We start from the raw sequence: 26,526 nt of genomic DNA, 5'->3' as shown, positions 1-26,526 counted from the left end.
TGCGCGGTGGTGCGCACAGGGTCGCTGTCACGCAGGGACGCGACCGCCCCCAGGAACTCGTCGAACGTCTTGTCGTCTGCCACTGCTCGCTCTCTCCTCAGGTCGGGGCGGTGGGTTGGGGCGAAGGGCTGGTGCGGGCGGGCCGCGGGGGCCGGTCACGGATGCATGGCTCCTTACTCGGAGACGAAGAGCGTCAGGAACTTACGAACGCGGCCGACGCGGACCGGTTCGGTGCCGTGGACGAGCTGGCTGCCGAAGACAACGAGCGTTCCCGGAGAGGGGGCGACGCTCCATCGCGTGCGCGACATGTTGCGAAACCAGGGAGAGGACAAGTCCGTCCCGTCGTGTGCGAAGCGCATCCCCGGGGCGTAACCTGACCCGGCTGGCGCCTCGTTGACGTTCCAGACGGTGTCGCTGCCCGTGGTCTCCACGTAGAACGCCCCGCCCGTGTCCTGGGTGTCCGTGAGCGTGACCGTCGCGGCGGCGATCTGCCGGGGACGCGAGAGGGGATCGGGGGCGATGCCGTCCGCATGCGGGGTGATGTACTGACCGGCGCCGTATTCGAGGTAGATCCACGGCCGGTGGCCGGTGACCGACGGCAGGGTGCGCGTGATGGCGGCCATGTGGAGCTTGAGGGCCTGGTCGAGGAGGACGGTCGCCCCGTACGGGATGCCGGTCATCTCGATCCGACCGACTGGCTCGTAGACGTCCTGCGCCTCGGCGGGGGAGTGGCCGGGGATCTCGTGGATGGTCGTATGGCGGCCCGCGCCGTACCGGTCGCGCCCGAGGGGGCCGAGCGCGTCGTCCATGACGTCGTTGAGGCGCTCGATCTCGTTCGGTTTGAGGAAGCTCTCCACGGTCCGGATGGACAGCGTCTCGGCGATGTGGATCACTGCTCGCCTCCATCGCTGGAGTGGGCTTCGGTCGCGCAGGCGCAGAGGGCGGACGGCGAGGCAGAAGCGGCTTCGGCCAGGGCCTCCGTGAGTACGTGCACGGCCTCGACGAGGTCCTCGAAGTACTCGGCAGGCGTGGTGCCGGCAGAGGGTACGAGATGGAGGTCGAGCGTCGGATACACCCGGCCGGTGGTGCGGCACGTGAGCTCGTTGCGGCCGAGGACCAGCGAACACGCTCCGGGCAGGGAGGACTCGGCTCGGCCGGCGGCACGGCACAGGCGCGCGGCTGTTCGCGCGTACTCGGCGCGGTCGCGCGGCAGGACGCCGACCGAGAGGAACCGGGGCTCGGCTCCGGGGAGGTCGGCGTAGGCGTGGCCCTGGCAGCTGTCATAGGTGACGGTGTTCCAGCCCGCGGTGAGCGCGTCGACGACCGGGCGGACGCCGGGCTCGATGCCCTCGTACCACTGGGGGTGTCGCGGGTCGAGATCGTCTGCCTCGTGAATGCCGGGGAGGCCGACGGTGTTGATGTTGCCGTGGGCGCTTACCTGGAGGCGTGCTGGCGGGCGCGGTGCGGCGGGGTCGTCCCAGCGGGCCAGGAACGCCACGACGTGGTGCATGTCGTTGGGGCGGACGGGACGCCAGTGCAGCCGGGAACAGGAAGCACCGGGCGGGAGATCCGGCTGGGCGAGCAGGGCGGCGACCCCGTCGATCAGGCGCATGCGGTGGTCGCAGTACGCGTCTTCGTCGCCCGCGGCGGCGAAGCGGAGGCGGACCGCCGGGCAGCCCGCGCCGCAGGTGTCGCGGTAGTCGCAGGTCGTGCACTTCGTGACCAGGGAGCGTGCCTGCTGAAGCAGGGGAGAGCTGCCCTGGGCGCCGGCCAGGTCCACCTCAGCGTGTACGTCACCGAGTGCGGCCAGGCCGGCCTGCGGCCAGGGCAGCTCGTCGCAGCTTCCTAGTCGGTCATCGGGATAAAGGGTGAGGACGTGGTCGCACTTCAAGTCGGAGAAGTGACAGGAACGGGTTTGTAGACCCCTCAGGCGGCGGATGACGGAGACGACGGGCTCCAGCTTGACGCGGCGGAACAGGCCGTCGGCGACCCAGTGGTGGGCGGCCTCCAGCACGAAGTCGGCGTACTGACCCGGCGTGACGGCCCAGGCCGGGCCGGTGGGGCCGATGGCCCGTCGCTGGAGTGCCCGGCTGGTCGGCGTACGGGATCCGGCCACCGTGGTCGACCGGGTGACCGACGTGTCGAAGCACGGCACCAGGCTGACCGTCGTCACGGCGGGAAAGGAGGCGAGGTGCTCCATGACCTCGGAGGCCCGGCCGAGGATGTATGGGGTGACGGCGCAGATGACGCCGACGCGGTGTTCCCGACGGCCGAGGAGTTCCAGGGCTTCGACCACCCGGGGGTACGTGGGGCGGCCGTCGTACCTGACGCGCCACGAGTTCCCAAGCGCGTCCCCGTCGAGGGAGATGCCGATCTCCAGCTCCGGGCAGTGCCGCTCGAACAGATCCAGCCACGCGTCGTCGAGCTGGAGGCCGTTGGTCTGGAGGCTCACGCGGATGACGTTCGGCTGTGCGGCGAGCGCGTCCAGGATCTCCGCGATCCGTTCCGGGCCGGCGGTCAGGGGCTCCCCGCCGTGGAGTTCGATGCTGAGCGGGCGCCCGGAGAAGATCGGACCGAGGCGGTGGACCTGTGCCGCGTCGATCCGGGCGCCGCCCGGTGACTCCTTGCGCTTCTCGAAGCAGTACAGGCAGTCGATGTCGCAGGTCTCTCCCCGGAGCTTGAGGATGACGGAGACCGCCGTGTCCCGCCCGGTGCTCGACAACGGGGCGTAGAGACTCTCCAGGTCCGTGGGGGCGGTGGGGGTGACGGGCATCAGAAGCCTCCCGAGGGGGAAAGGCGCGGTCTACGCGCCATCGGTGGAGACCGTGGACAGCCACCCGAGAAGCTGTCCGCCGGTGATGGGGATGTGGACGTCGCCGCGGCGAAGGAACCACCCGTCGGCATACCGCTGGGGCAGCCAGCCGGCGTCAGGGGCACCTGGACTGGGAGGCTTCTGCAGCGGGTCGTCGACGGGCCAGCAGTCCAGCAGCGCTCTCGTCACGGCTCGCTGAACCGGACGGAACCACTCCCACGTCTCCGCGCGAGCCGGGTCGATCGACGGGCGGGGCTGCGCGCCGGCAAGCAGCGGCAGCCACTTGTCGCCCAGGACCGGGTGGCCGGCCGCCGCGCAGCCGAGCGCGGTAAGGCAGCTCTCCAGCTTCCGGCACACGACGCCGACCGATTCGGCCAGGCCGTCCTCGACGAGGCCCGTCAGGTCCTCCGCGAGACTCGCCGCGACCTCTGCCTGGTCGGCGACCGCCCAGCGTCGGTAGCCCTGGCGCTCCTCGGGAACGAGCACCGGATACCAGCGCCCGGAGCCGTACGAGAGGGCGGTACGCAGACACATGAGGTCGTGCATCGAGGCGCGGACCCGGCGGAACGATCCGAGGTCGTCGCGGCGGACGCCGAAGGAGCGGAGCAGGTGACGGAGTTCCTCCACCCGCTGCGGCGCTGTCGCCTGGAGGTCGACGCGGACGCCGTCCACGATGCGTGACTCCCACGTCGGAAGGTCGCCGTCCACGATGCCACGCAAGTCGATGTCGCTCGCCGCGTGGGCGAAGCCGCAGGCGAGGGCTCCCTCCAGCCAGACCTCACGAGCTTGGCCGGACGCGACCAGCGCTTGGGCGACTCTGTCGGCGATCTCCCGGCGCAGTCGTGCCGATGGGTTCACCGGTGGCCTCCCTCGATCAGGATCTTGTCGTCAGCGGTGATCTCCCTGAGGAGATCTATGGCCCATATGTCGAGCGCGCCGCGCACGTCGGACCGCTGGGCGCCGATGTGGGGCGAGGCCAGGAGGTTGAGCGGTGTCGTGGAGCCGGTCAGGAGCGGCAGGTGCTCCCGCTCGACTGGGTCGAGGGCGAGGCCCGAGAGCCTCCCATCCGCTAGCGCCCGCAGGCAGGCGGCGACGTCGAGGGTCTCCAGCCGCCCTGCGCAGATGAGCAGAGGCCGCTGCGGAGCGACGCGTGCCAGGAAGTCCTCGCCGATGAGCTGTTCGGTCGTGCGACGCAGCGGCAGAGCGATCACGTGTACCTGGGACTGCTCCACGAGGGCTGTCGGCGACAGCTCCCGCAGACCGGGAGGGTTCGACGGCCACGCGGCGAAGGCCGTCCTGCCCATGAAGGGGCCCAGGGCCCAGTCGGCGGCCAGCCCCACCGGGCCTGCGCCCCAGATACCCGCGGCCAGGGTGCCGAGTGACGCTCCCATGCACGACTGCTTCTCGTGCCGGCCGAGCAGGAGCGCGTGCTGCCCCAAGGGGATCCGTCGGGCCAGGGAGAGGGCAGCGGCGAGGACCCACTCGCCCACGGCGTCCGCGCCGACCTCGGCGTTGCGGTTCAGCGTGATGCCACGGTGCCGGAGGGCGCTCACGTCGATGTGGTCGATGCCGGAGCCGGTCCGTACGACGTGCCGCAGGTTAGGGAGCGCGTCCAGCTCCCTCTCGCCGAGACGAACGCCGGAACGCAGGACGAGCACGGCCGTGTCGGCGGGCGGAGGCGAGTCCAGGTCCGGCAACTCGTGTACGAGGACATCGGGCAGGGCGCGGCGGATCGAGCTCGCGTCCGCCGCACCGCGCAGCACCAGGACAGCGCTCATCCGGGCAACTCCGGCTTCTCGTACCGGCCGAAGGCGAGATCGCCCTCGCCGACGACGACGGTTACGGGCAAAGGCGCGCCGAAGTACACGTCGCAGGCGCGCTTCACCCCCGGGAGCCCGTCCCAGGCCCGTGGATTGAGCGCCGTGTCCGCGTAGTCGTCGACGAGCAGCACGCCCGTCGGCATCAGGCGGGTGACGCAGTGCGTGAGTCCCGTGAGGGTCGAGTCGTAGAAGTCGCCGTCCAGGTAGGCGAACGCGATCTCGTCAGGCAACTCCTTGGGAAGGGTCTCGTCGAACCATCCCGGGTGGATGACCGGCGCCGGCCTGCCCCAGGCCGCGTGCGTGGCTCGCACGTCGTCCGGGGATGACCGGAGCTCGCCCGCTGCCAGATGGTCCGAGTCCTCGGCGCCGGGCGCGGGCATGCCCTGGAAGGAGTCGTAGACGTGGATCTCGCGGTCGCGGTCGCCCAGCGAGTCGAGCACGCTACGAATCCAGAGGGCCATCGCGCCCCTGTAGCAGCCGAGTTCCACCACGGCGCCCGGCACACCGCGGGCGGCCAGGTTGGCGAGCTCGTCGGCGATCACCCGGAGCCGGTCGGCACAGACCGTTCCGGAGTGCTCCCGCAGCAGCCACTCCCGCAGATCCTTCAACGCCGGATACATGAAGGTCACCACCTGTCCACGAAGGGGTCGGCGAGTTCCCCGCTCAACGCCGCGGACAGCGGGCGGTTGATCCGGGGTAGCAGATACACGTCGCCCAGGCGTTCCAGCGGGACCCACTCGAAGCCCACCTGGATGGGGTCCGGCGGTTCCGGCATGCACGGCTCTGCGTCGTCCACCTGCTCCGCGAGGAAGTTGAACTGAACCTTCTGTACGTCCCCGAACTTGCCCTTCCACGACTCGGGGACGTACTCGACAACGCAGAGCAGACGCCGGGCCACGACCTGCAGGCCGGTCTCCTGCGCGACCTTGCGGTTCACGGCCTGGCGCAGGTCCTCGCCGACCTGGGCCTTGCCGCCCGGGAGGTTGTAGTGGAACCCGGCCACGTCGTCGTACGACAGCAGCAGGACGGCGCCGTTGCGCACGATCGCTGCCTTCACGGACACGCTGATCCGAGGCAGCTCGGGCGTCAGAGGCACGACAGCGCCTCCGGCTCGCCGACGCGCATCAGGTCGCCGACCTCCGCCAGAGACCCCGCGACGGTGGAGCGGAAACTCCCTCCGCGCCGGAACTGACGGGCGGCGGCGCGCATGCCCGCGAGGGCGGCACGACTGAGCTGGTTCGCGTAGATGCAAAGGCGGAAGCCGGCCTCGCCGAGTTCGGCGGCGCTCAGGTCGGGGAACGCTGTGGGCACGCTGACCAGCGGCACGCCGTGACTCCACGCTCGCCCGATGGCCCGCGCCTGCTCACCGGCCGCGTCCTTGGAGTGGATGAGTACGGCATCCGCGCCGGCCTCGGCGTACGCCTCGGCACGGGCGATCGCCGTGGCCATATCCTCGCCGGCGATCAGGGCCTCGGTGCGGGCCACGACCACGAGGCCGTCGCCGACGACCTTCCGTATGCGCCCCACCTGCTCGCACAGCAGGTCCCGGTCGGCGAGGGTCTGGGCCCGGTGGACCGCAAAGCTGTTGCACTTCGGGTACGCGCTGTCCTCGACACACACCGCCGCGGCTCCGGCGCGCATCAGGTCGTACGCGAACCGCTCCGCCGTGCGCCCCGAACCGCCCGCGTTGTCGATGTCCACGATGACGGGCAGATCGGTGACACGGCCGAGCGAGGCGACCACGTCGGACAGGTCCCGGGGGCCCAGGACGTTGGCGTCCGGCAGCCCGGAGGCCGCGGACACCTCCAGACCGCTCACCCACAGGGCGTCGAAGCCCGCTTCCGCCGCGACGTGCGCGGCGAGTGCGTTAACCGCACCGATCGCCAGGAGTGGGTGCTTCCGATCGTTGTCGTCGAGGGCCTTGCGCAGATGCATCGCCTTCGTGTCGTCAGCCATAGGTCTCTCCTCCCTCCGTGCGGGCGGCGACCGGCGGCACCAGCTGCCGTTCGCGCAGTACGTCCCAGGCGGCGAGCAGCACTTCGGACCGGGGTCGGCGGGCGTCCAGGCGGACCACGTCGCCGAGAAGCGGGAATTCGTCGGGCTTCGTGACCACGGCCTCGTAGGTCTCGCGCACCCGGCTCTGGACGTCGTGCACGTCCCAGTCGGCCCGGACGGCGTCACCCTGGCGGGCCTGCGCCCGGCTCATCGAGGCGTCGGTCTCCAGGTCCAAGACGAGCGTGAGATCCGGGGCCGCGGTGAGCTGCGCGGCCAGCACCTCGTACGCCTCCGACACCCTCATGCCGTGCTTCACGGCGAAGAAGGCCAGCTCGCTGAGGAGCCAGCGATCCGCGATCACGGGCCGTGCCGACCGCTGGGGGAGCACGAGACGATCCAGCGTGGCCCGCTTGTCCGCCGCGATCGCGGACAGATAGGCGTCACGGTTCCCGGCGTTCGGCTGGTACTTGCCCGTGACGATGGCGGCGGCCTGGTCGGCGGCGAGGAAGTTGGTCGTGAGCATGCACAGCGGGGTGACGCCGTAGAGCCCCTCCCAGAGCCGGAACAGGCCCTTGCGCAGCGTCGTCTTGCCGGTGCCGTCGAGCCCCTCGATGACGATGAACGGATAGCGGTGGTTCATTCGACCTGCCCCGCCCCCGTGCCGCCTGCGTACTTGGTGAAGCGGCCCCGCCAGTGCACCGTGGTGGACACCAGGTCCACGAGCCGGAGCTCCGCCAACTCGTCGATGAGGCGGGGCAGCTCGGGCTCGGCGCAGATGCCGGCCTCGATGGCCCGGCAGTACGCGGCGCGGAGGTCCGGGTCGGCGTCGGAGTCACGCAGCGCCGCCTCCAGCACCCGCGTGGCCATGCCGTGGGCCACGACGCCCGCTGCGGCGCCCAGGGCCTGCTCATGGAGCGGGCTCGGGTGTGGCTCCAGCGTGATGTGGTGCACCCCGCGGTGGCGGATGACCGTGAAGAAGCCCACCCACCACGCGGCGGCGGCGCTGGCGGCGGTCACAGCGTCGGACCAGGCCGCCCCGGACTGCTCAGCGAGGATGCTCTGGACAGCGGCGTCGGCGGCGCGCTGAAGTGCCCCGTGCCGGTTCCGCGACTCCGCTCCGTGTCGCTGGGGCGGCTCCCACCAGAAGCCGAGCTCGGCGTCCTCCAGCAGCGCCATCGCGGACCCGTCGGTTGCTGGCAGCGGAGACGGGCGCTGGGCCAGCACGGAGACATCGGCGCCCGGCACGTCGGGCAGCGCCTTCTTCTCGGCGACGGCAGCCCGCCATTCGTCGAGATGGAGATGGAGCCGCTGGGTCAGCAGCCCGTCTGCCAGCGTCTGCCAGGCGTGGGCCAGCGGCGGCGACCCGGGGTGCCGTGGCGGCAGGGTCAAGGAGGTCACAGGTCGGATCCTCACGTCCGGGGAGTCGCGGCACGCGGCTCCGGTCGGTGGTGCCCCACCACGATGGACGCCACGAAGGCCCACGCCCATGAGTGTTTATGAGCCCCACCAGCGGAACGTGTCCGGGCGGTCGCAGAGCGAGGGAGAATGCCGACCATGGTCGACAGCGGACAGCGGCGGTGTACGCGCTGCGGTGCCCTTCTCAGTCGCTTCAACGCCGGTACTCGATGCGCCTCGTGCCAGGACGGGCCGGCCGCCCGACGGGCCGACCCGGCCTTCTGGCGTGATCCGACGGTCCGGCGAGCCGTGGCCGCATGGGAACTGGGCACCGTCGTCAAGCTGTTCAGGAAGCACACGGGCCTCTCCCAGGCTGGCGTGGCGCGGATGGTCAACATCGACCAGGCCGAGGTCAGCAGACTGGAACGTGGCCTCAAACAGATCCGCGACCGACGGCAGTTCGTTCAGTGGACCGATGCGCTGGGAGTTCCGGAGGAGCTGCTCGGGCTCCTGCCCGCGGCCGATCCGCACATCCCAGGCGCCACGAGCAGACCGGGATACGCGGACACGAGGGGCTGTGGGTACGCGGCGCTACCTGAAGGTCCGGGCCAGCTTCTGTTACCCGTCGGTCGGTTCGTCTCGACGACGGCGATTCCCGTGTTGACCCTTCCCGCGGCCTCCTTCCTCGGGCACAGCCTGAGACTCGACTCCCGCCCGGAGCTGGATGACTGGCGCGCGATGCCGATGCGCGCTCTCGTCGTCGCGAACCGCACGGTGGACGGGGCGGTCCGGCAGTTCGTCACCGACGCCCGACCGAGCGGCGTACGCACCACCGCCTCCGGCCCGGTCGACATTCCCGCCGCGTACGAACTGGACGACCTGACTTACGGCATCCTGTGGGCCATGTCGGGATTCGAGGCGGCCCTGCTCGGCGACGACCAGGCCCTGCACACCTTGCTGGCTTCGCTCACCGCTTCCCCGGGCTCGCCGCTCGCCTCCGACCACGGCCTGACCGAAGTTTCCACGATGCTGATCGGCTCAGAGACCGCAGCCCGGTACATCCTGGGCCACCGTGACCACCTGGGCGATGCGCCCGTCTTCTGGACCAGAGAACAGCGCGGTGAGGAGGCCGCCACCTGGCTGTTCTTCCGGCACAAGTACCGCTACCTCGAACGAATGGCGCCCCGGCGTCCAGGCAGTACCAGCGGCCGGGGGTTCTGCGTCCCCGAGACGGCGGTCGCCTCCTCGCCGGCGTACGAGCGCGTCCTGATGTTCCTCGCCATCGCGCTCATGGAGTCCTTCAGTATCCGCACCTGGGTGACCGGTGACGGAGGCTTCGCCCACACCGACGGTTTCGTCCTCTCTCACGGGCGCCGAGCTGTCATCGCCTCATGGGTACGCACCGAGGGGGCGTCCCACCTCGCGGTCACCGCGCGGCCGGGGGCTTTGCGGACGTTCGCCGACGTGACCGGCCACGTCAGCCACCACTCGGCCACGGCGGCCGAGCAGGCCGGACAGCGCCTCGCGGCAACGGCGGAGTACCTCGGTCTCGACGCTTCCTGGCTCGGACGCCGGTGCGCGCAGCTGTCGGCCGCCGGCACGGAGCGGCTGGCCCGGCCGCGCAGTCGGCTGCTGGGCCTCGAAGGGCTGGAGGCCGCCTGCCGCTTCGTGGCCGAACAGCTGGTGATCATTCCGCGTACCCGGACGGCACCGACCCGATAGCCTGCCTGGACCACTTGCGAGGCCGCGCTCGGCGGCGTCCGGACAGGGGAGCAGGGGATATGACGGAGTCGGTCAGGAACGTGGCGGTCTTCTCCCTCGGCGGCACGATCGCCATGACCACCGATCCCGCCACCGGAGGCGTCGTACCGGCGCTCTCGGCGCACGAACTCCTCGCCGCGGTACCCGCCCTGGCCACGAGTGGCATCGGCCTCAAGGTTCGGGACTTCCGACGTCTGCCCGGCGCCTCCCTGACCTTCGAGGACCTCACCGCACTGTCGGTCGCGATCGCGGCGGAGCTGGAGACCGGAGACGTCGACGGCGTCGTCATCACCCAGGGAACCGACACCATCGAGGAGACCGCCTTCCTCCTCGACCTCTACCACGGCCACGAGCAGCCGGTCGTCGTCACCGGCGCGATGCGCAACCCCACCCTCCCCGGCGCCGACGGTCCGGCCAACCTCTACGCCGCTGTCCTGGCCGCCGCCGACCCTGGACTCCGGGGCGCCGGCTGCCTCGTCGTCCTCGGCGACGAGATCCACTCGGCCCGGACCGTCCGCAAGTCCCACACCACCAGCCCAGCCGCCTTCACCTCCCCGTCGTGCGGACCGATCGCGCGGGTCGCGGAGAACCGGGTGCGGATTGCGGGCGGCCTACCGCCCCGCGGACCGCTCGTCGGAGCCCCCGACCGTGAGGCACGTGTCGGGCTCTACGTCGTCACCCTTGGCGACGACGGTGCACTGCTCGACCTGTGGGACGGCAACTGCGACGGGCTCGTGGTCGCGGCCTTCGGCGTCGGCCACGTCCCGGAGCGTCTCGTGGAAGGGCTCACCAAGCTCGCGTCCCGCATCCCCGTGGTCCTTGCCTCCCGCATCGGCAACGGCCCCGTCCTGTCCGACACGTACGGCTTCCCCGGCTCCGAGAAGGACCTCCTCGGACGAGGACTCATCGGCGCCGGCGACCTCGGCCCGTACCAGGCCCGGCTCCTGCTGCAGGCCCAGCTCGCCCAGGGCGCCGACGGGGCGGCGGTCCGAGAGACCTTCATCGCCGCCTTCGCCCGCTGACCCCACCTCTTCAGGAGACACCCGCACATGCGTGCTCACGAGCTGACCGTTGGCCGTACCTTCGGCGTCACCTTCGACCACGGGGAGGACTTCTTCGAGGCGCTGTCCGCCTTCTGCCGTGACAACGGCGTCCAGCAGGGCTACATCCCCTCGTTCATCGGAGCCTTCGCGGAGGCCGAGATCGTGGGTGCCTGCGAGAAGCTCGCCGACCCGGACGCACCGGTCTGGGCGAAGACATACGTCACCAACGTCGAGGCGTTCGGCGCCGGCACCCTCGCCCATGACCCCGCCACCGGCGGGACACTCCCGCACATCCACGTCTCCGCCGGTCTGAAGGCCCAGTCGGCCGACGGCAGGACGAGCCATCTCCTCAGCGCCAAGGTCCAGTTCCTCAGCGAGCTGCTGATCGTGGAGGTCACGTCGCCCACGATGACCCGGCCCCGGAACCCCGACCTCTACGACGTACCGCTGCTCACGTTCGGCTGACCGGCAGGAGCTGGCGGAGCCAGTGGTGGCCGGGCGCGATCACCTTGATCGCGTCCGCCAGCCAGGCACGTGCCGGAGTGTCCAGCAGCGGCAGTACCGCTTCGAAGTCGGTCTCATCCTTGTCGCGGGTCGCCTTGGCCTTGTAGAAGAGCTGCACCTCGGGCGCGAGATACGGGATGCCCATCGCGGTCGTGCGTCCGAACTGGTCGATCGGGAGGCGAACCGCCGGGTCGCGCCGCGATACCCACTGGGTGTCCTCGGCCTCGTCCAGCATGAGCTGCACCGACCAGGGTGCCTCGGGCGTGCGGCGGCACCAGATGTCGTGCAGCGGCGGCTGAAGGACATCTCCGGAACGCCATGGTCGAAGCTCCCCCCGGCCGGGCGGGTCCGCCACGTACAGGTCCCAGTCGGCTAGCAGTTCACGTACGAGGGCCTGGTCACGCCGGAGGACGAGGACATCGAGATCGCCGTGTGCGCGCAGCTCGCGGCCGACCGCGAGTTCGATCGCGTAGCCACCGGCGATCCACCAAGGGAAGTCCGCCTTGGCGAAGACCGCGGCCACATCCACGGGGCGATCCGGCACCCAGCGTCCCAACACGTCAGCACTCACCTGCTCATACTCCCAGTGATCAGAGTGGCGAAGGTCGGCGGCGGGTCGGCGGTCTCGCTAGAGCACCCTGTCGCCCGCTCGCACCCCCTGGTGCTCATAAACGCCCATGAGCACCAGGGACACCGACACTCATCGTTGAGTACGTGACTCGCGACCGGCCACGAGGCCGGTCGCGAGTCACGATTCTTCCTGGGTGGAGTGCCCGAAGCCAGGTGCTTCCTGCGGTCATGTGCCTCTCAGCGGCGTACTGGCCGCATTTCCGCGACCAAGTCGCAGCCCCGGGAGTAGGCCATCGTCGTCACCTGCAGGAGGTCCGTCGCCCGATGATCAGCGCGCCATCCGCCGCTCTCGGCCTCGTGTACCGCTGGACCGACCGCACTCCCAACCCGACGGGCGAAGCCCGCGCGGTCCTGCGACGTGTCCTCAAGGACCTGGGGCTGTCCGGGGACGTCGTCAGTGACGGCGTCCTGGCCGTCTCGGAGCTCGTGGCAAACGCGCACGAGCACGCGTGCGGCCCGTACGAGATGCACGTCTGCTTAGCCGCCGGGAGGTACATCTGCGAGATCCATGACAGAGACCCTCTGCTCCCCCCGGGCCTCTACAGCGGTGCCACGACGCCTTCGGATGCCGAACCGGCCAAGGGGCCGGGCAGGGTCCTTGTCGAGCGTGGACGAGGACTTCACATTGTGAACGAGCTGGCACAGGGACAGTGGGGGTTCCGCGTCACGGAACGCGGCGCCAAGGCCGCCTGGATCGTGCTGGCCGGGCTTGGCGGCGCGCCAGTTCCATGCAAGAACGGTGACTGACCGCGTTTTCGACGGGAGACGGCCGTAGAGGGCGGCTGCGAGGCCGAGAGAGGCCAGGTAGTTGCGGGGGTGGCGTTCGTAGCGGTGGTTGAGTCCGCGGTAGCCGGTCGCCAGGACATGGTCCGCTCGATGACCCATCTGCGGCATCCTAAGCGTTCGCTGGACTCGACTCCCTTGCGGGCGATGCGCACCCCGATGTGCTTGCCCCAGAGCCATCGCCGCAGGTGAGGGACGTCGTACGCCTTGTCCGTGTGGAGACGCCGGGGCCCCGGCGCGCTGGAGGCCCGTGAGGCGGATGGGGGCCCACCGGTTCGGTCCTGGGCCGCTGTCGGCTCCAGCGGGTCCTGCCGTCCGGCGGGAAACCTCGCGAACCGGGTGCGGGCGGTGATCATGGGATGCCACAGTCGGGGCATGCGCAGTGACGAAGCCGGAATGACGGGATCGGTCACCGACCTGGTGCGGGAGCGGTGGGGAGTCACGCTGGGCGGCGAGCTCCCGGCGCGGTTCGCGGAGCCGGGGTGGGCCCACGAGGAGGCCGTCGACCGCCGCTGCCCGGTGTGCGGCGGCGGACTGCACGCCCTGCGCAGACCGTACGAGTCGCAGGGCCGCGCCTACCGGTACACGGCGCTCGTCTGCCCCGCCTGCCCCGCCGCCTTCACCCTCGCGGATCTCGGCGTGAAGCGGTACGACCAGCTGACCGGCGCCGTGCCCCGCCAGGCCGCCCGGCCGGTGCCCGTGCCGCTCGGCCCCTGCCCGGACGGGCCGGGGCTCACCGTGACCGTGGTCGCCCGGGTTCCGGAGCGGCCGCGTCCGGGGACGGGCCCGGGGCGCGGCCCGGTGTGGCCGGAGGACCTGGCGGTGCCCGAGGGGACCGAGCGGCGGGCCCTGCTCTGGTGCACGGTGACCGATCCCGCGTGGCGCCCGGCCGACGCGGCGCTCACGGCGGCCGAGGACGTACGGGTGATCCTCCCCGACGGGCCGGAGTACGAGGCGCTGCGGATGTGGCTGAAGGAGCGGGACGTCCCGTACCGCGTCAGCCGCTACTGGGAGGAGGCCGGAGAGGTCGGCACGGTCAGCGACACGGGCGATCGTACGGAGCTGGTCACGGTCGCGGGTCCGGGCGGCGCGGCTCCCGCCGCCGGGCCCTGGGCGACGGCGTCCCGGGACGCCTTCGCCGCCCAGTGGGACGCGCTGGAGGAGCTGCCGGACGGAGACGCGTACGTCCCCGTCGGCGAGCTGGTGCCGGACGGGTGGGCCGGGCTGCTGCCGCACCCGTCGTTCAACCCGGTGCAGGCCGCCGCCGTCCCGGTGGTCCTGGAGGGCACCGGGCATCTGGTCGTCGTCGCGCCGACGGGGGCGGGGAAGACCCCGATCGGGATGGTCGCGGCGCTGGAGGCGCACGCCCGGGGCCGCAAGGCGGCCTGGCTGGTGCCGCAGCGCTCGCTCACCGACGAACTCGACCGCGAACTCCAGCTGTGGCGCCGACAGGGGCTGCGGGTGGTGCGCCTGACCGGTGAGGCCGCGGTCGACACGGAGCTGATCCGGTCGGCCGACGTGTGGGTGGCCACCACCGAGAAGTTCGAGGCGATCTGCCGTGCGGGCTCGCTGCGGGACGCGCTCGCGGAGGTCGGCTGCCTGGTGGTGGACGAGATCCATCTGCTCGGCGACCCGACGCGCGGCGCCGTACTGGAAGCGCTGCTGGCCCGGGTACGGGAGGACAGCGCGGCCACCCGGATCGTCGGCCTGTCCGCGACGGTCGCCAACGCCGACGAGGTCGCCCGGTGGCTGGGCGCCCGCCTGGTCCGCACCACCTGGCGGCCGACCCGGCTCACCTGGCAACTGCCCCTCCTGCCCCCGGTCGACGAGACGGACTGGGCGGCCCGGGCGGCCGTCCGCACCGAGGCCGCCGTCCGCATCGCCCGGCAGGTCACCGCCGACGGCGGCAGCGTGCTCGCCTTCTGCGGCAGCAAGCGCCGGGTCCGGTCCACGGCGCTCGCGCTCGCCGCCGACCGGGGCGTACCCACCGCCGGAGTCGACGCCGACGACGCCGAACTGGTCGAGCGGCTCTGCACCGAGGCGGGCGTACGGCTGCACTACCGGGACTGGCCCTACAAGAGGGAGGCCGAGCAGGCGTTCCGCGCCCGCGAGGCGGAGATCCTGGTCGCCACCTCCACCGTGGCGGCCGGTGTCAACCTCCCCGCCCGCGCGGTGATCGTCTGCGACACCACGCTCGGCATGGACCGGGTCGAGGTGTCGATGGTCCAGCAGATGTTCGGACGCGCCGGGCGTATCGGCGCGGGAGAGCGCGAGGGCTGGGCGTTCCTGCTCACCGACCTGGCGGAACGGCCGCACTGGCAGGCCCGGCTGGCCGCCGGATACACCGTACGGTCGCGGCTGGACGAGCACCTGGCCGACCATCTCCTCGCCGAGGCCGTGCAGGAGCGGCTGTCGACTCTCGACGAGGCGGAGGACTGGTGGGCCGGGACGTTCGCCGCGTACCAGGGGCACGACAGCGTCGAACCGCTGCACGAGGCGGCGCGGTTCCTCGCCTCGGTGGGCTGCCTGCGGCCCGTCGCCGACCAGGACCGCCTGGAGCCCACCGCGCTCGGCCGGCTGACCAGCCGCTTCATGGTCGACGCCACCCTCGCCGACCAGGTGGCGACGGCGCTGCGGCTCGCCCCGGTCCCCGAGGACCCGCTCGCCGCCGAGCAGCTGATCGCGGCCCTGCTCAGCGCCCTCCTCCCCGCCCTCGAACAGGCGCCGTTCACCGAGCGGGCGAAGGCGGCCCTGCGCCGGGTCCTGCGGGAGACCGGGCAGGAGGGCACCGGCCCGGACGACCCCTGGGGGCTCGGTCCGGCGGCGGAACCGGCACCGGACGACGACGAGCAGCGCCCGCAGGCCGGAGACCTGGCCCGCGCGGTCCTGCTGCTGGCGGCGGTACGCCCGCACCTCTTCCGGGGCCGTCCCGCGTACGTCATGGGCATCCCCGTCGACTCCATGACCGGCATCCTGGAAGAGGCCCAGCGCTATCTGGCCTGGCTCGGCGCGCAGGGGCCCCTCGGCACGGTCCACCCCTGGGTGGCCGTCGTCGCCGACGACCTCGCGCTGCGCATCCGCTGGCGCACGCTGGGCGCGGGCCGGGGGTCCGGACGGCTGCTCCGGATGTGCGAGCGCATGGCCACGCCCCCGAACGCGCCCGCTCTCGTCCCCCGTATGTGGAACGCGGCCCGGGCCCGCGGTATCGATGCCCCCGACTGGCGCGGCACGACACCGCCCGGCGACTGCGCCCTCACCCCGGACCGCTACCGGGCGCTGCTCGCGGAGCGCGCCACCGGCACGCGCCTGACGCTCCAGGACGGAGAGGTACGGGTACAGGCCCCGCCCGGAGCGGTGATCCGGCTCTGGAACGGGGCGGTCACCACGGAGCACCTCGCCGACGGGGAGGAGACCACCCTGCTCCTTCCGCCCGCCGACCCCGCCGACCCCTCCGCCGGGAACCGCGGCGCCGCCGTCTTCACCCGCGGTGACCGGCTGGCGGCGGAATGGCTCGGAGCGTACGCGGCGACCGGTTCCTGACCCGGACGGACAGACAGGGTCAAGGCGCTGCGAACGACGGGGAGTTGACGGGTCCGTGCGCTACGTTGACGAAGTGACCGACATCGAAGCGCGCATCGACACGTCCCGGCCGCACACCGCCCGGATATGGAACTACTGGACCGGCGGCAAGGACAACTACCCGGTCGACCGGGAGGCCGGTGACCGCATCCGGGCGCTGCACCCCGGGATCGGGGAGTACGCGAAGGCTGACCGGCTGTTCCTGGGGCGGGCGGTACGTCACCTGGCCGAGCGCGAGGGCATCCGGCAGTTCCTGGACATCGGTACGGGGCTGCCGAGCGCCGACAACACGCACGAGGTCGCCCAGCGCGTCGCCCCCGACGCGCGGGTCGTCTACGTGGACAACGACCCGCTCGTACTGGCGCACGCCCGCGCCCTGCTCGTCGGCACACCCGAGGGGCGCACCGACTACCTGGACGCCGACCTGCGGGACATCGACACGATCCTGGCCGCCGCCGCGAAGACGCTCGACCTCTCGCAGCCCGTCGCGCTGATGCTCCTCGGGGTCGTCATCTTCATCGAGGACGACGAGGAGTCGTACGGGATCGTCCGCCGGCTCATGGGCGAACTCGCCCCCGGCAGCCATCTCGTCCTCTCCCACACGGTCACCCACCCCGGCATGCCGGACGTCGACGAGGCGGTGGCGTTCTGGAACGAGCACGGCACCCCGAAGCTCACCCAGCGGACCCCCGCCGCCGTCGCGCGCTACTTCGACGGCCTGGAACTGCTGGAGCCGGGCGTGGTGTCCTGCTCCGCGTGGCGGCCGGAGCAGGACACCCCGGACGTCGCGATGTACGCGGGCGTCGGGCGCAAGTGACGTCATGGTGAGGCGCCCGGCCGGATGGTCCCGGCCGGGCGCCTCCTGTCGGACACTCAGGCTGTACGGTGCCGCCGCACCGCCCCCACCACCGCGTCGACCACCAGGAACCCGGCCAGCGTCACCCCCAGCACCGGCAGCGCCCAGCCCAGGGCGGCCACCGCCGGGATGCCCAGGACCAGGACCGGCAGCGGGAGCCGCCGCCACGCCCCGCGCTCCGGGGCCCGGCCGACGGGTGCCGTGCGGTCGGCGCGGGTGGGACGCCGCTGCCACCACATGCGGTAGCCCCAGACGATCACCGCCGTCAGACCCAGCGCGATCACCGCCAGCACGATCTGGTTGACGACCCCGAACAGCACGCCCATGTGCCCCTGCACACCGAGCTTGCTGAGCTTGTTCAGGGCCGGGTGGTCGGCCCAGCGGGTGCGCGAGGTGATCTCGCCGTCGGAGATGTCCACGGCGACCCGGTCGTAGTGCACCGGCCAGACGTTGTCGTTCTGCGCCACGGTCCACGCGCTCGCCGCGTCCGCCGCGGGGGTGACCACCACCGTGCCGCCGAGACCCGCGTCCCGCGCGGCGGCGAGGGCCGTGTCGAACCCGGCCGGGTCGGCGTCGGCCGTCGCCCCGCCGGAACCGCCGTGCCCGGCGTGCTCCGAGTGGTCCTCGGCGGGAGCCTCCGCACCCGGGAGCGCGGTGTTCAGGGCAGGGGCGTTGCCGTTCACCGCGTCCAGCAGCCGCCCGAACCGCTCACCCGCGTAGTTCGACCAGGTCAGGCCGGTGGCGCTCAGGAACAGCAGCCCCAGCGCCAGCCACACCCCGGTGGCGGCGTGCCAGCCGCGCGTCCGGCGCACTCCGCGCGCCCCCCGGTCCGGAAGCAGGACGCCCCGGGCCGACTTCGCGCGCTGCCCCCGGCTGCGCCCGATCCACAGGACGAGGCCGCCCGCGACGGCCACCCACAGCCAGCTCGCGGCGACCTCGGAGTACAGGCGGCCGGTCTCGCCGAGGTTGAGGTTGCGGTGCAGGTCGTCGAGCCATGTGGTGAGCGGCGTCGACCCGTACCAGGTCGTCAGCTCACCGCGCACCTCGGCGGTGTACGGGTCGACGAACACCGTGCGCTGCTTGTCGCCCAGCTCCGGCACCGCGAGCACCACCCGGGTGGTGTCCTCGGGGCCCGGCGGGGTGATCACCGAGGCCGTGGTGCCCTCCGGGTGCGCCGCCCGCGCGGCGGCTATCTGCTCGGCCAGCGGGCGCGGCGCGTCCCCGACCCGCTCGACCCGCAGCTGGTCGCCGTACAGCAGCTGGTCGAGCTGGGGCGTGAAGGTGTAGGCCAGCCCGGTCAGGGCCGCCACCAGCAGGAAGGGGGCGACGAGCACGCCCGCGTAGAAGTGCAGCCGGACCAGGAGGTGCCGGACCGCCTCCCAGGAACGGGCCGGTCGGGGCTGTCCGGGGCCGGGTTTCGCGGGGCTGTCCGCGCTGTCGGACTCCTGGCCGCCGGTCTCCGTGCTGTCGGTGGCTGTGCTGCCGGTGTCCGGGCCGGGCGTCGTGGCCTCAGCGGGATCATGGTCGTTCTGCGGTACTTGCTCGGGTCTCTGCGATGTCTGAGACATGGGTGCTCCTCGGAGGGCAGGCCGAAGGAAGACTCCGTGAACCTGCCGATGGGGGGACCGGGTCCTGGCCCGGGTGGTGGGAAGCGGAGGCCGTCAGGCCACAGCCGCCGACGGTGGCCCGCGCCGGTGGCGGGACCGGGCGAGGAGCGCCCCGAAGCGTATGCGTACGACCACCGGCGGCGCCGGGCGCGACCGGGGGAGACAGGGGAGGGAAGGAGCCTGCCGGAGGGCGAGGCGGGGGAGGAGCAGGGCGGCGAGGCGCCGCAGCACCCGCTCCCCGTGGATCACGCAGAGCGCCGTTCCGAGGGTGGCCGCCGCATGGGCCAGGGTCATCCCGGCATCCATGACGTGTCCGCCACCGGCACCCATGACGTGCCCGGCGCCCGCGTCCGTACCGTGGCCGCCGGACGGCCCCGCCCCGTGGTGGTGCCCGTGTCCGGCCGGGGCCGCCGACGCGGGCCCGGGCGCCGGGAGGAAGTGGAACGCGCCGTGCAGGCCGAACTGCGTTCCGCCCAGCACCAGCGTCACCACGTCGAAGCGGAGGCGTCGCGGGCCGCCGAACAGGAGAACTCCCTGCACGGTCAGGGCGAGGAGCAGCAGGGCGAGCACTCCCGCGCCGGGCAGCGTTCCGCCCGCCGCGACATGGCTCACCGCACCGAGGAACAGGCATGCGGAACCGCAGAGCAGGCCCCTGGCCGCTCGTGTCGGCCAGCCGCCCGGTGCACGCATGGACACAAGGTAGTCACCGCCCCCGCGCGTTCCGACCCGGGGTCCTCCGTCACGGTCTCTTCCGTTATCTCTGCCGCCGTCTCTTCCCATGGGGCAGTAGTCGGCCATGTGGCCGAAAAAGTTCCCCGTACGAAAAGACGAACATTGCCGCTTCGCGAACACCGTGTTGCCGGGCCCCCGAAGCGCCCACCCCGGAGGCGCGTCTCCCCTACGCTCCGGAGGCCGGTGCCACGGACACGGCACCGGTCCCCGGGACGTCCGGCAGACACCCTGCCCCCTCATCGCATCGGAGGACCGGCCATGCCGAGGTCCGCGCGGCCCGCTCGATGAGCGGGCGGGAAGGCCCGGCGGCGGCCACCGGTACGGTCCGCCTGCTCACCCGGCCGATGCTCATGCTGCTGGTGGCCTCGGTCGGCGGGATGGGCGGCTTCTACCTCCTGCTGTCGGTGATCCCCCTGTACGCGGCCACGGCCGGTGGAGGCGGGGTGGGCGCCGGGCTGACCACCGGGGCCATGATGCTGGCCACCGTGGTGGCGGAGCCGGCGGTCCCGTGGTTCCTCGCGCGGTTCGGCCACCGCGCGGTCGTGGGGGCGGGCCTGCTGCTGCTCGGCGTTCCGGCGGCGGCGCTGACCCTGTGGTCCGCGTTCCCGCTGACGCTGGGCGTCTGTCTGGCGCGCGGGGTGGGCCTGGGCATCGTCGTCGTCGCGGGGACGAAGCTGGCCGCCGAACTCGCGCCGCCCGGACGGCGGTCCGAGAACCTCGGCCTGTACGGAGTCAGCCTGGGCGTCCCCGCGGTGCTCGGCCTGCCCGCCGGGGTCTGGCTGAGCGACCGCTACGGCTTCGCGCCGGTCTTCCTCGCGACCGCCGCCCTGACCCTGCTGGCGCTCCCCGCCGTCGCGGGCCTCCCCTCGGGGCGGACCCGGCCCGGGCGGCGGAGTCCTGGCAGTCCTGGCCCCGGCCCCGGTCCTGGCCGTGGAGGCGGCCCTGGCCGTGAAGGCGGGCGGTCCGGGCAGTGGAGTCCGGGCCTCCGCCGCCGCCGCGAGGGCGGCCTGCCCGAGCGCCGGAGCTCAGTGCTGAGCGGTCTCCTCGGCGGTCCGGGGGCTGGTTCGCTCGCCGGGCCGGTGCTGATCCTGGCCGCCGCGACCTTCGCCGCCGGTGTCCTCGTCACGTTCCTGCCGCTGGCCCTGCTGGGCGGGCCCGCCCACCTGGCGGTGGTGGCCCTGTTCGTCCAGTCGTCCGTCGCCCCCCTCGCCCGCTGGGGGGCCGGATGGTGGGGCGACCGGCACGGCGCCTCCTCGCTGCTCCTGCCCTCCGTGCTCGCCGTCGCCCTCGGCACGGCGGGGCTCGTACGGCTGGAGAGCCCGGTCGTGGTGATCGTGAGCATGGTCCTCTTCGGCGCGGGGTTCGGCGCGGTGCAGAACCTCACCCTGGCCGCGATGTTCGAACGCGTCCCCCGCTCCGGCTTCGGCCGGGTCAGCGTCGTGTGGAACCTCGCCTTCGACGCGGGCATGGGGCTCGGCGCGGTCGGGTTCGGGCTGCTGATCGACCGGACCGGCTACCCGTGGGGGTTCGCCGTCACCGCCGCGCTCCTGCTGGCCGTGCTCGGACCGGCCTGGCGCGAGCGACGGTTCGAGGGACCGTCGGCCGGGTCCGCCGCAGACCACGCCGACCGGCCCCCGGAACAGGAGCGGCTCACTTGAGGAGCCCCCGGTGCGTGGCCAGGTACCCGGCCTGGAACCGGCTCTCCGCACCGATCGCCTCGAAGATCTCCGCCACGTACTTGCGGCAGGTGCGCAGCGACACCCCCAGCCGACGGGCGATCGTCTCGTCCCGGGCCCCTTCGCTGAGCAGCCGCAGGACCGTCCGGTGCAGATCGCTCAGCTCCACCGGCTCCGCCCGGCCGGCCTCGGCGCAGTCCGCCCGGCCCCAGGCGTGGTCGAACGCCTCGCAGAGCAGGGCGACGACCGACCGGTCCCGGACCACGGCCGCCCCGCCGGTGACACGGTGATGCGGTACGAAGGCCACGGAGCGGTCGAAGACCACGAGCCGCCCGAACAGCTCGGCGCTCGTCCGCACTTCGGCTCCCGCCGCGGTGATCCTGCCGATGTGGGAACGGGTGGGCGGGTGGTGGAGGGACGATTCCTGGTACAGGGCCCTGATCCGCACCCCGCGGCCGAGCAGTTCGGTGTCCCGCACCGCGGCCCGCTGCGTCTCGTCCGCCGGACGCCCCTCGCCGGGCTGCGCGTTGACCACCTCGGTCCGGCATCTGCTCGCGGCCTCCTCGAAGAGCAGGGCCGTCTCCGCGGGCGAGTCGAAGACCTCGACGGCGTCCCGGCCGCGGTTCGCGGTGGAGGAGAGGACGGAGTAGACCCGGGAGAGCTCGTCGAGGTTCTGCCGTGACCCGCTCAGCTCCGCCATCGTCCGGCGCAGCCGGGACTCGGCCGAGGCGATACCCGCGGCGGCGATCTGCGGATCGAGCGCCCGCCACCGCATGCCGCCGGGGTCCTCCGCCTTTTCGGGGTCCACCTGTAAGGACATCAGGTGTGCGGAAACCAGACGGTCCAGTGAGTCTCTCGCCTCGCACTGCGTCAACCCCAGGAGGTCAATCGTTTCGGCGATTGAAACAAATCCCCGGGATACTGACCATTTGTAAACACGAATGGCGGTCGCGTTAAGCCGGTGATCGCCCACCACATCGTCGATAAAGCCGCTTCTGTCCATCTTTACCCCCGTGCAGGTTGCTGTTTGCAGCATCATGGCCCCATGGGTGGTTGAATGCAAGGCTCGCCGTGAGAGACCCTTACATGGGCACGATTCGGCCAACCTGTTCGGTGGCTCCCGAGCCCATTTTTCTTTCGAGGCGAAAGAAGACCATGGTCATCAATGACATCGAACAGACGGAACGTGATACCGCCGAAGAACAGTGCCTCCCTCATCTCCTCATGGAGCGGGTGCGGGAACATCCCGACCGTACGGCCGTCGTTCACGGGAGCGAGCTTCTCAGCTATCGCGACCTGGCCGTCCGCAGTGCGGGAATTGCTGATGATCTGAGGAATCTCGGGGTTGTCCCCGATGATTCCGTCGGAATCTTCGTCGAACCGTCGATCGCATTGATGACGAGTGTCTGGGGCGTTCTCCTCGCGGGCGGCGCCTATCTTCCGCTCTCGCCGGAATACCCGGAGGAGCGCCTCCGCTACATGATCGAGGACTCCGGGGTGCGCGTCGTCATCACGTCGGAGGACCTCCGTCCGCAGCTCTCCCTGCTGGCCCCGCCCGGCACCCGGATCATCTGCCCGGAGAGCCCGGAGAGCCCGGCGGTATTCGGCGCGCCGGGTGGTCCGCCGCCGGAGTGGACCGCCCCCGCGGGCCTCACGCCGGACCGGCTGGCGTACGTCATCTACACCTCCGGCAGCACGGGGAAGCCGAAGGGCGTCATGATCGAGCAGCGCAGCATCGTCCATCAGATGCGCTGGCTGGCGGAGTCCGGCGCGCTGGACCGGTCGACCACCGTCCTTCAGAAGACCCCCATGAGCTTCGACGCGGCCCAGTGGGAGATCCTGGCCCCCGTCTGCGGAAGCAGGGTCGTGGTCGGCGCCCCCGGCCTGCACCGCGACCCTGAAAGGATCATCGAGACCGTCATCGCGCATCGGGTCACCGCCCTGCAATGCGTTCCCACTCTGCTCCAGGCGCTCCTGGACACCGAGGAGTTCTCCTCCTGCACCTCGCTCACCCGGGTCTTCAGCGGTGGTGAGGCCCTTTCCGGGAACCTCGCGGAGAAATTCCTCGATACGCTGCCCGGGAGCGCTCTGACCAATCTCTACGGGCCGACCGAGACCACGGTCAACGCGTCGGCTTTCACGGTGGACCGCCGCACTCTCGCGGAGTCCCCGCAGATGGTCCCCATCGGCAGACCCGTCCCGGGGACCCGGTTCCATATTCTTGACGGTGACCGGAAACCGGTGGGCGCCGGAGAAGTGGGGGAGCTCTACATCGGCGGCGTCCAGCTCGCCCGGGGATATCTGAACCGGCCCGAACTGACCGCGGAAAGATTTATCGCCCATACGTGCGACGGTGAGAAGAACTCCGTACGGCTGTACCGGACGGGAGACCTCGCCCACTGGAGCGACGACGGCACCGTCCGGTTCGCAGGCCGGGCGGACAATCAGATCAAGCTGCGCGGTTTCCGGGTCGAGCTGGACGAGATACGGCTGGCGATCGAGACCCATGACTGGGTCAAGAACGCGGCGGTTCTCGTCAAGGAGGACCCGGCCACCGGATTCCAGAACCTGATCGCCTGCATCGAGCTCAGCCCCAAAGAAGCGGCGCTGATGGACCAGGGCAGTCACGGCGCCCACCACCAGTCCAAGGAGAGCAAGCTCCAGGTGAGGGCCCAGCTCGCGAACCCGGGGACACGGGACGACCGGGAGACCGGCGGCCGGAAGGCGGTCGACCTGCCGGGCCGGACGCCCACCCCGGAGCAGCGGCGGCTCGCCTTCGCACGGAAGACCTACCGGTCCTTCGAGGGCGGAGAGGTCACCGCGGCCGACCTTCTCGCCCTGCTCGCCGGGCCCGGCGCACCTGCGGCGGAATCCCGGGACATCAGCGACCTGGACCTCGCCGGACTCGGTGAACTCCTGCGCAACTTCGGGCAGTTCCTCAGCGAGGAACGCCTGCTGCCGAAGTACGCCTACGCGTCACCGGGTGCCCTGTACGCCACACAGCTCTACCTCGAGACCGACGGCCTCCCCTTCCTGGCCCCCGGCTTCCACTACTACCACCCGGTGGAGCACCGGCTGATCCTCATCACCCCCAGGACCGGGGCCCCGGAACCGCGGGCGCGGATCAGGCTGCATTTCGCGGGGAAGCGCCGGGCCATCGAGCCCGTCTACAAGAACAACATCCTGGAGGTCCTGGAGATCGAGGCGGGCCATATGGCCGGTCTCTTCGACCGCGTCCTGCCCGCCCACGGACTGGGCCTGGAGGCCACGGCGTACGAACCGGCCGCCATGGACCACCTGGACTGCGCCGAGGAGGACTTCTACCTCGGCACGTTCGAGATGCTCCCCCTGGCCGCCGTACGCTCCCGGCCCCGCCCCGACATCTATGTGCAGGCGCACGTGGGAAAGGTCACCGGTCTGCCCGAGGGCCAGTACCGGTACCGGAACGGCGTACTGGACAGGGTTTCCGACGCGCTGGTCCACAAGAGACACGTCATCGCGATCAACCAACAGGTCTACGAGAAGGCCGCCTTCGGGATCACCGTCATCAGCCGCGCCCGGGAGGCATGGCTCGACTACGCCGATCTCGGCAGGGAACTCCAGCACCTCCAGATGAACGGCCTCCGCATCGGCCTGATGTCCTCGGGATACAGCTCGAAGACCGGGCACGACCTGCCGGCCGCGACCAGGATGGCGGGCATCCTCGGGGCCCTGGGCGAGAGCGCGGGAGCCTCGTACTTCGCTGTGGGCGGCCGCATCAGTGAGGGGCAGCTGCGCAGTGAGGGAATGCGCGAGGACATCGTGCACATGAAAGGACCGGCGGAGATCATCCGGGAGGACCTCAGCCGCTTTGTGCCGGACTACATGATGCCGAACCGGGTCGTCGTCATGGACGGGCTCCCCCTCTCCGCGAACGGAAAGATCGATGTCAAGGCGCTCGAATCCTCGGACCGGATCACCGCGCTGAACACCGGTCGGGTATTCGTCGCACCCCGGACGAAGACCGAGGAGAGAATCCGGGACATCTGGGAGAAGGTGATGAAACAGGACGGCTCATCGGTCCAGGACGACTTCTTCGCCTCCGGAGGGAACTCCCTGCTGGCCGTCGGACTCGTCAACAGGATCAACCGCGCGTTCGGGAGCGCACTGCCGCTCCAGATCCTCTTCGACTCCCCGACCATCGAGAAACTCGCCCGCGCACTGGAAAGCACGGACACCGAACCCGCCTCACGCCTCGTACGCCTGCACACCGAAGGCGCGGGAAACCCGGTGTTCTGCTGGCCGGGGCTCGGCGGATACACCATGAATCTGCGGCCCCTCGCCGGTGAACTCGGCATCGGTCGGCCGTTCTACGGTGTGCAGTCCTACGGGATCAACCCCGGGGAAATCCCGTACGCCACCATCCAGGAGATGGCCGCCGCGGATGTGCGCGCCATCGAACGGCTCCAGAGGAACGGCCCGTACACCTTGTGGGGCTACTCCTTCGGCGCCCGGGTGGCCTTCGAAGCCGCCCACCAGATCGAGCGGGCGGGCGGAACGGTCGAGAACCTCTTCCTCCTGGCGCCCGGCTCGCCCGTCCTCCCGCAGCCGGACGGCGGCGCCCGCCCGCACGGCGACGACGATCCCGTCTACACGAACAAGGCGTACGTGCGCATTCTCCACTCCGTCTTCGCCGGCACCATCACCGGTGAGGAGGCGGACGCCTGCGTCGCCCACGCCGAGGACGACGAGAGCTTCACGGAATTCATCCGCGGAAAACGGCCGGAGCTCGACGCCGAACTGGTGGGGAGAATCATCCGGATCGTCCGCCGCACCTTCCAACTGCGGTACACGTTCCAGGAACTGCGGGAACGGAAGGTCAAGGCGCCGATCACCCTCTTCAAGGCGCGCGGTGACGACTACTCGTTCATCGAGAGCAGCAGCGGGTATTCCGAGGCGGAGCCGACCGTCGTCGAACTGGCCTGCGGGCACTACACCATGCTGAGAAGCCCCGGTCTGAACGAGCTGACCCAGCAGATCCGCCACCGTCTCTCCACGGGAAGGCGTCTCCCCATCAGGAAAGAGGAAACCGTCGTGCCGCACGTCAACATCAAGCACTTTCCCGTTCCGCTCAGCGAGGACCAGCAGTCGGAGCTGGTCGCGGCCGTGACCCGGGCGGTCACGAGCGCCTTCCGCTGCGACGAGGGAGCGATATCGGTGGCCCTCGAACCGGTGGAGAAAGAGGTGTGGAACGAACGCGTCTACATACCGGAGATAGTCCAGAGAAAGAACCTGCTGCTCAAGACGCCGAACTACTGAGGTGTCCGGTGGAACAGAGAAGAAATCCGTAACAC

21 protein-coding genes and 1 pseudogene are annotated in these 26,526 nt (G+C 71.3%); 8 read left to right on the top strand and 14 right to left on the bottom strand.

Translation table 11 applies throughout. The features are described 5' to 3' along the window. Window positions 1-173 precede the first annotated feature (173 nt). Genes B7C62_03710 through B7C62_03670 form a run of 9 tightly spaced genes read right to left on the bottom strand, consistent with a single transcriptional unit; the run spans window position 174 to window position 7,683 of the window. A complete protein-coding gene (locus B7C62_03710) occupies window positions 174-893 on the bottom strand; it encodes a hypothetical protein (protein ARF71460.1) in 720 nt (239 codons plus the stop codon). Further along, entirely contained in the window at window positions 890-2,773 is a 1,884-nt protein-coding gene (locus B7C62_03705; GenBank protein ID ARF71459.1) for a radical SAM/SPASM domain-containing protein, read from the bottom strand. Before B7C62_03705 ends, B7C62_03710 begins: the two co-directional genes overlap by 4 nt. Before the next feature lie 30 nt (window positions 2,774-2,803). After that, on the bottom strand, window positions 2,804-3,670 hold the full coding sequence (locus B7C62_03700; GenBank protein ID ARF71458.1) for a hypothetical protein: 867 nt from the start codon (window positions 3,668-3,670) through the stop codon (window positions 2,804-2,806). Further along, window positions 3,667-4,590, bottom strand: coding sequence for a hypothetical protein (locus tag B7C62_03695; protein ARF71457.1), 924 nt, complete (start codon window positions 4,588-4,590; stop codon window positions 3,667-3,669). Before B7C62_03695 ends, B7C62_03700 begins: the two co-directional genes overlap by 4 nt. Beyond that, the gene (locus B7C62_03690; protein ID ARF76972.1) at window positions 4,587-5,252 is read right to left on the bottom strand and encodes a methyltransferase; all 666 of its coding nucleotides are present in this window, start codon (window positions 5,250-5,252) and stop codon (window positions 4,587-4,589) included. Before B7C62_03690 ends, B7C62_03695 begins: the two co-directional genes overlap by 4 nt. A gap of 5 nt (window positions 5,253-5,257) precedes the next feature. Next, complete coding sequence (locus B7C62_03685) at window positions 5,258-5,695, bottom strand: NUDIX hydrolase (GenBank protein ARF76973.1); 438 nt, start codon at window positions 5,693-5,695, stop codon at window positions 5,258-5,260. 23 nt (window positions 5,696-5,718) lie between these two features. Further along, window positions 5,719-6,588 carry a phosphoenolpyruvate phosphomutase gene (locus tag B7C62_03680; GenBank protein ID ARF71456.1) on the bottom strand — a complete coding sequence of 290 codons (870 nt, stop codon included), beginning with the start codon at window positions 6,586-6,588 and terminating at the stop codon, window positions 5,719-5,721. Next, on the bottom strand, window positions 6,581-7,267 hold the full coding sequence (locus tag B7C62_03675) for a dTMP kinase (protein ID ARF71455.1): 687 nt from the start codon (window positions 7,265-7,267) through the stop codon (window positions 6,581-6,583). Before B7C62_03675 ends, B7C62_03680 begins: the two co-directional genes overlap by 8 nt. Then, window positions 7,264-7,683 (bottom strand): hypothetical protein, encoded by a 420-nt coding sequence (locus B7C62_03670; protein ARF76971.1) that lies wholly within the window; start codon window positions 7,681-7,683, stop codon window positions 7,264-7,266. Before B7C62_03670 ends, B7C62_03675 begins: the two co-directional genes overlap by 4 nt. 489 nt (window positions 7,684-8,172) lie before the next feature. Here B7C62_03670 and B7C62_03665 point away from each other — a divergent pair, with 489 nt between their 5' ends. The 3 genes from B7C62_03665 to B7C62_03655 are packed head-to-tail and all read left to right on the top strand — an operon-like array spanning window position 8,173 to window position 11,291. Then, the gene (locus B7C62_03665; protein ARF71454.1) at window positions 8,173-9,744 is read left to right on the top strand and encodes a hypothetical protein; all 1,572 of its coding nucleotides are present in this window, start codon (window positions 8,173-8,175) and stop codon (window positions 9,742-9,744) included. 59 nt (window positions 9,745-9,803) lie between these two features. Then, on the top strand, window positions 9,804-10,805 hold the full coding sequence (locus B7C62_03660; GenBank protein ARF71453.1) for an L-asparaginase: 1,002 nt from the start codon (window positions 9,804-9,806) through the stop codon (window positions 10,803-10,805). A 27-nt stretch (window positions 10,806-10,832) separates the two neighbouring features. Next, complete coding sequence (locus B7C62_03655; protein ID ARF71452.1) at window positions 10,833-11,291, top strand: DUF296 domain-containing protein; 459 nt, start codon at window positions 10,833-10,835, stop codon at window positions 11,289-11,291. Here the strand turns inward: B7C62_03655 and B7C62_03650 are convergent. Continuing rightward, window positions 11,278-11,901 carry an amino acid transporter gene (locus tag B7C62_03650; protein ID ARF71451.1) on the bottom strand — a complete coding sequence of 208 codons (624 nt, stop codon included), beginning with the start codon at window positions 11,899-11,901 and terminating at the stop codon, window positions 11,278-11,280. The genes B7C62_03655 and B7C62_03650 overlap by 14 nt on opposite strands. Before the next feature lie 323 nt (window positions 11,902-12,224). Here B7C62_03650 and B7C62_03645 point away from each other — a divergent pair, with 323 nt between their 5' ends. Continuing rightward, complete coding sequence (locus B7C62_03645; GenBank protein ID ARF71450.1) at window positions 12,225-12,707, top strand: hypothetical protein; 483 nt, start codon at window positions 12,225-12,227, stop codon at window positions 12,705-12,707. 15 nt (window positions 12,708-12,722) lie between these two features. On the opposite strand, the pseudogene B7C62_03640 reads toward B7C62_03645, so the two are convergent. Next, window positions 12,723-12,973: pseudogene (locus B7C62_03640) on the bottom strand (IS5/IS1182 family transposase). A 592-nt stretch (window positions 12,974-13,565) separates the two neighbouring features. Between B7C62_03640 and B7C62_03635 the strand changes: the two are divergent. Next, entirely contained in the window at window positions 13,566-16,283 is a 2,718-nt protein-coding gene (locus tag B7C62_03635; GenBank protein ARF76970.1) for a DEAD/DEAH box helicase, read from the top strand. 73 nt (window positions 16,284-16,356) lie between these two features. Then, complete coding sequence (locus B7C62_03630; protein ARF71449.1) at window positions 16,357-17,139, top strand: translation initiation factor IF-2; 783 nt, start codon at window positions 16,357-16,359, stop codon at window positions 17,137-17,139. A gap of 56 nt (window positions 17,140-17,195) precedes the next feature. Here B7C62_03630 and B7C62_03625 read toward each other — a convergent pair whose 3' ends face one another. Continuing rightward, entirely contained in the window at window positions 17,196-18,746 is a 1,551-nt protein-coding gene (locus B7C62_03625; protein ID ARF71448.1) for a peptidase, read from the bottom strand. Window positions 18,747-18,839: 93 nt separating this feature from the next. Continuing rightward, a complete protein-coding gene (locus B7C62_03620) occupies window positions 18,840-19,397 on the bottom strand; it encodes a hypothetical protein (protein ARF71447.1) in 558 nt (185 codons plus the stop codon). Window positions 19,398-19,801: 404 nt separating this feature from the next. On the opposite strand from B7C62_03620, the gene B7C62_03615 reads away from it, so the two are divergent. Continuing rightward, on the top strand, window positions 19,802-21,175 hold the full coding sequence (locus B7C62_03615; GenBank protein ID ARF71446.1) for an MFS transporter: 1,374 nt from the start codon (window positions 19,802-19,804) through the stop codon (window positions 21,173-21,175). Here the strand turns inward: B7C62_03615 and B7C62_03610 are convergent. Continuing rightward, a complete protein-coding gene (locus tag B7C62_03610; GenBank protein ARF71445.1) occupies window positions 21,168-22,001 on the bottom strand; it encodes a hypothetical protein in 834 nt (277 codons plus the stop codon). The genes B7C62_03615 and B7C62_03610 overlap by 8 nt on opposite strands. A 347-nt stretch (window positions 22,002-22,348) precedes the next feature. On the opposite strand from B7C62_03610, the gene B7C62_03605 reads away from it, so the two are divergent. Next, on the top strand, window positions 22,349-26,491 hold the full coding sequence (locus B7C62_03605) for an amino acid adenylation protein (GenBank protein ARF71444.1): 4,143 nt from the start codon (window positions 22,349-22,351) through the stop codon (window positions 26,489-26,491). Window positions 26,492-26,526: the final 35 nt, after the last annotated feature.

The sequence above is a fragment of the Kitasatospora albolonga genome, assembly GCA_002082585.1.
GTDB classification, from domain to species: Bacteria; Actinomycetota; Actinomycetes; order Streptomycetales; family Streptomycetaceae; genus Streptomyces; species Streptomyces stephensoniae.
The sequence above is the reverse complement of the archived record's forward strand: the minus strand, read 5'-3'. Positions and strand labels throughout refer to the sequence as shown.

Coding starts and splice junctions, on each gene's coding strand:
- B7C62_03705 (ARF71459.1), bottom strand. CDS start 2,773: ATGCCCGTCACCCCCACCGCCCCCACGGACCTGGAGAGTCTCTACGCC.
- B7C62_03695 (ARF71457.1), bottom strand. CDS start 4,590: ATGAGCGCTGTCCTGGTGCTGCGCGGTGCGGCGGACGCGAGCTCGATC.
- B7C62_03690 (ARF76972.1), bottom strand. CDS start 5,252: ATGTATCCGGCGTTGAAGGATCTGCGGGAGTGGCTGCTGCGGGAGCAC.
- B7C62_03680 (ARF71456.1), bottom strand. CDS start 6,588: ATGGCTGACGACACGAAGGCGATGCATCTGCGCAAGGCCCTCGACGAC.
- B7C62_03675 (ARF71455.1), bottom strand. CDS start 7,267: ATGAACCACCGCTATCCGTTCATCGTCATCGAGGGGCTCGACGGCACC.
- B7C62_03665 (ARF71454.1), top strand. CDS start 8,173: ATGCCGACCATGGTCGACAGCGGACAGCGGCGGTGTACGCGCTGCGGT.
- B7C62_03660 (ARF71453.1), top strand. CDS start 9,804: ATGACGGAGTCGGTCAGGAACGTGGCGGTCTTCTCCCTCGGCGGCACG.
- B7C62_03655 (ARF71452.1), top strand. CDS start 10,833: ATGCGTGCTCACGAGCTGACCGTTGGCCGTACCTTCGGCGTCACCTTC.
- B7C62_03645 (ARF71450.1), top strand. CDS start 12,225: ATGATCAGCGCGCCATCCGCCGCTCTCGGCCTCGTGTACCGCTGGACC.
- B7C62_03625 (ARF71448.1), bottom strand. CDS start 18,746: ATGTCTCAGACATCGCAGAGACCCGAGCAAGTACCGCAGAACGACCAT.
- B7C62_03615 (ARF71446.1), top strand. CDS start 19,802: ATGAGCGGGCGGGAAGGCCCGGCGGCGGCCACCGGTACGGTCCGCCTG.
- B7C62_03605 (ARF71444.1), top strand. CDS start 22,349: ATGGTCATCAATGACATCGAACAGACGGAACGTGATACCGCCGAAGAA.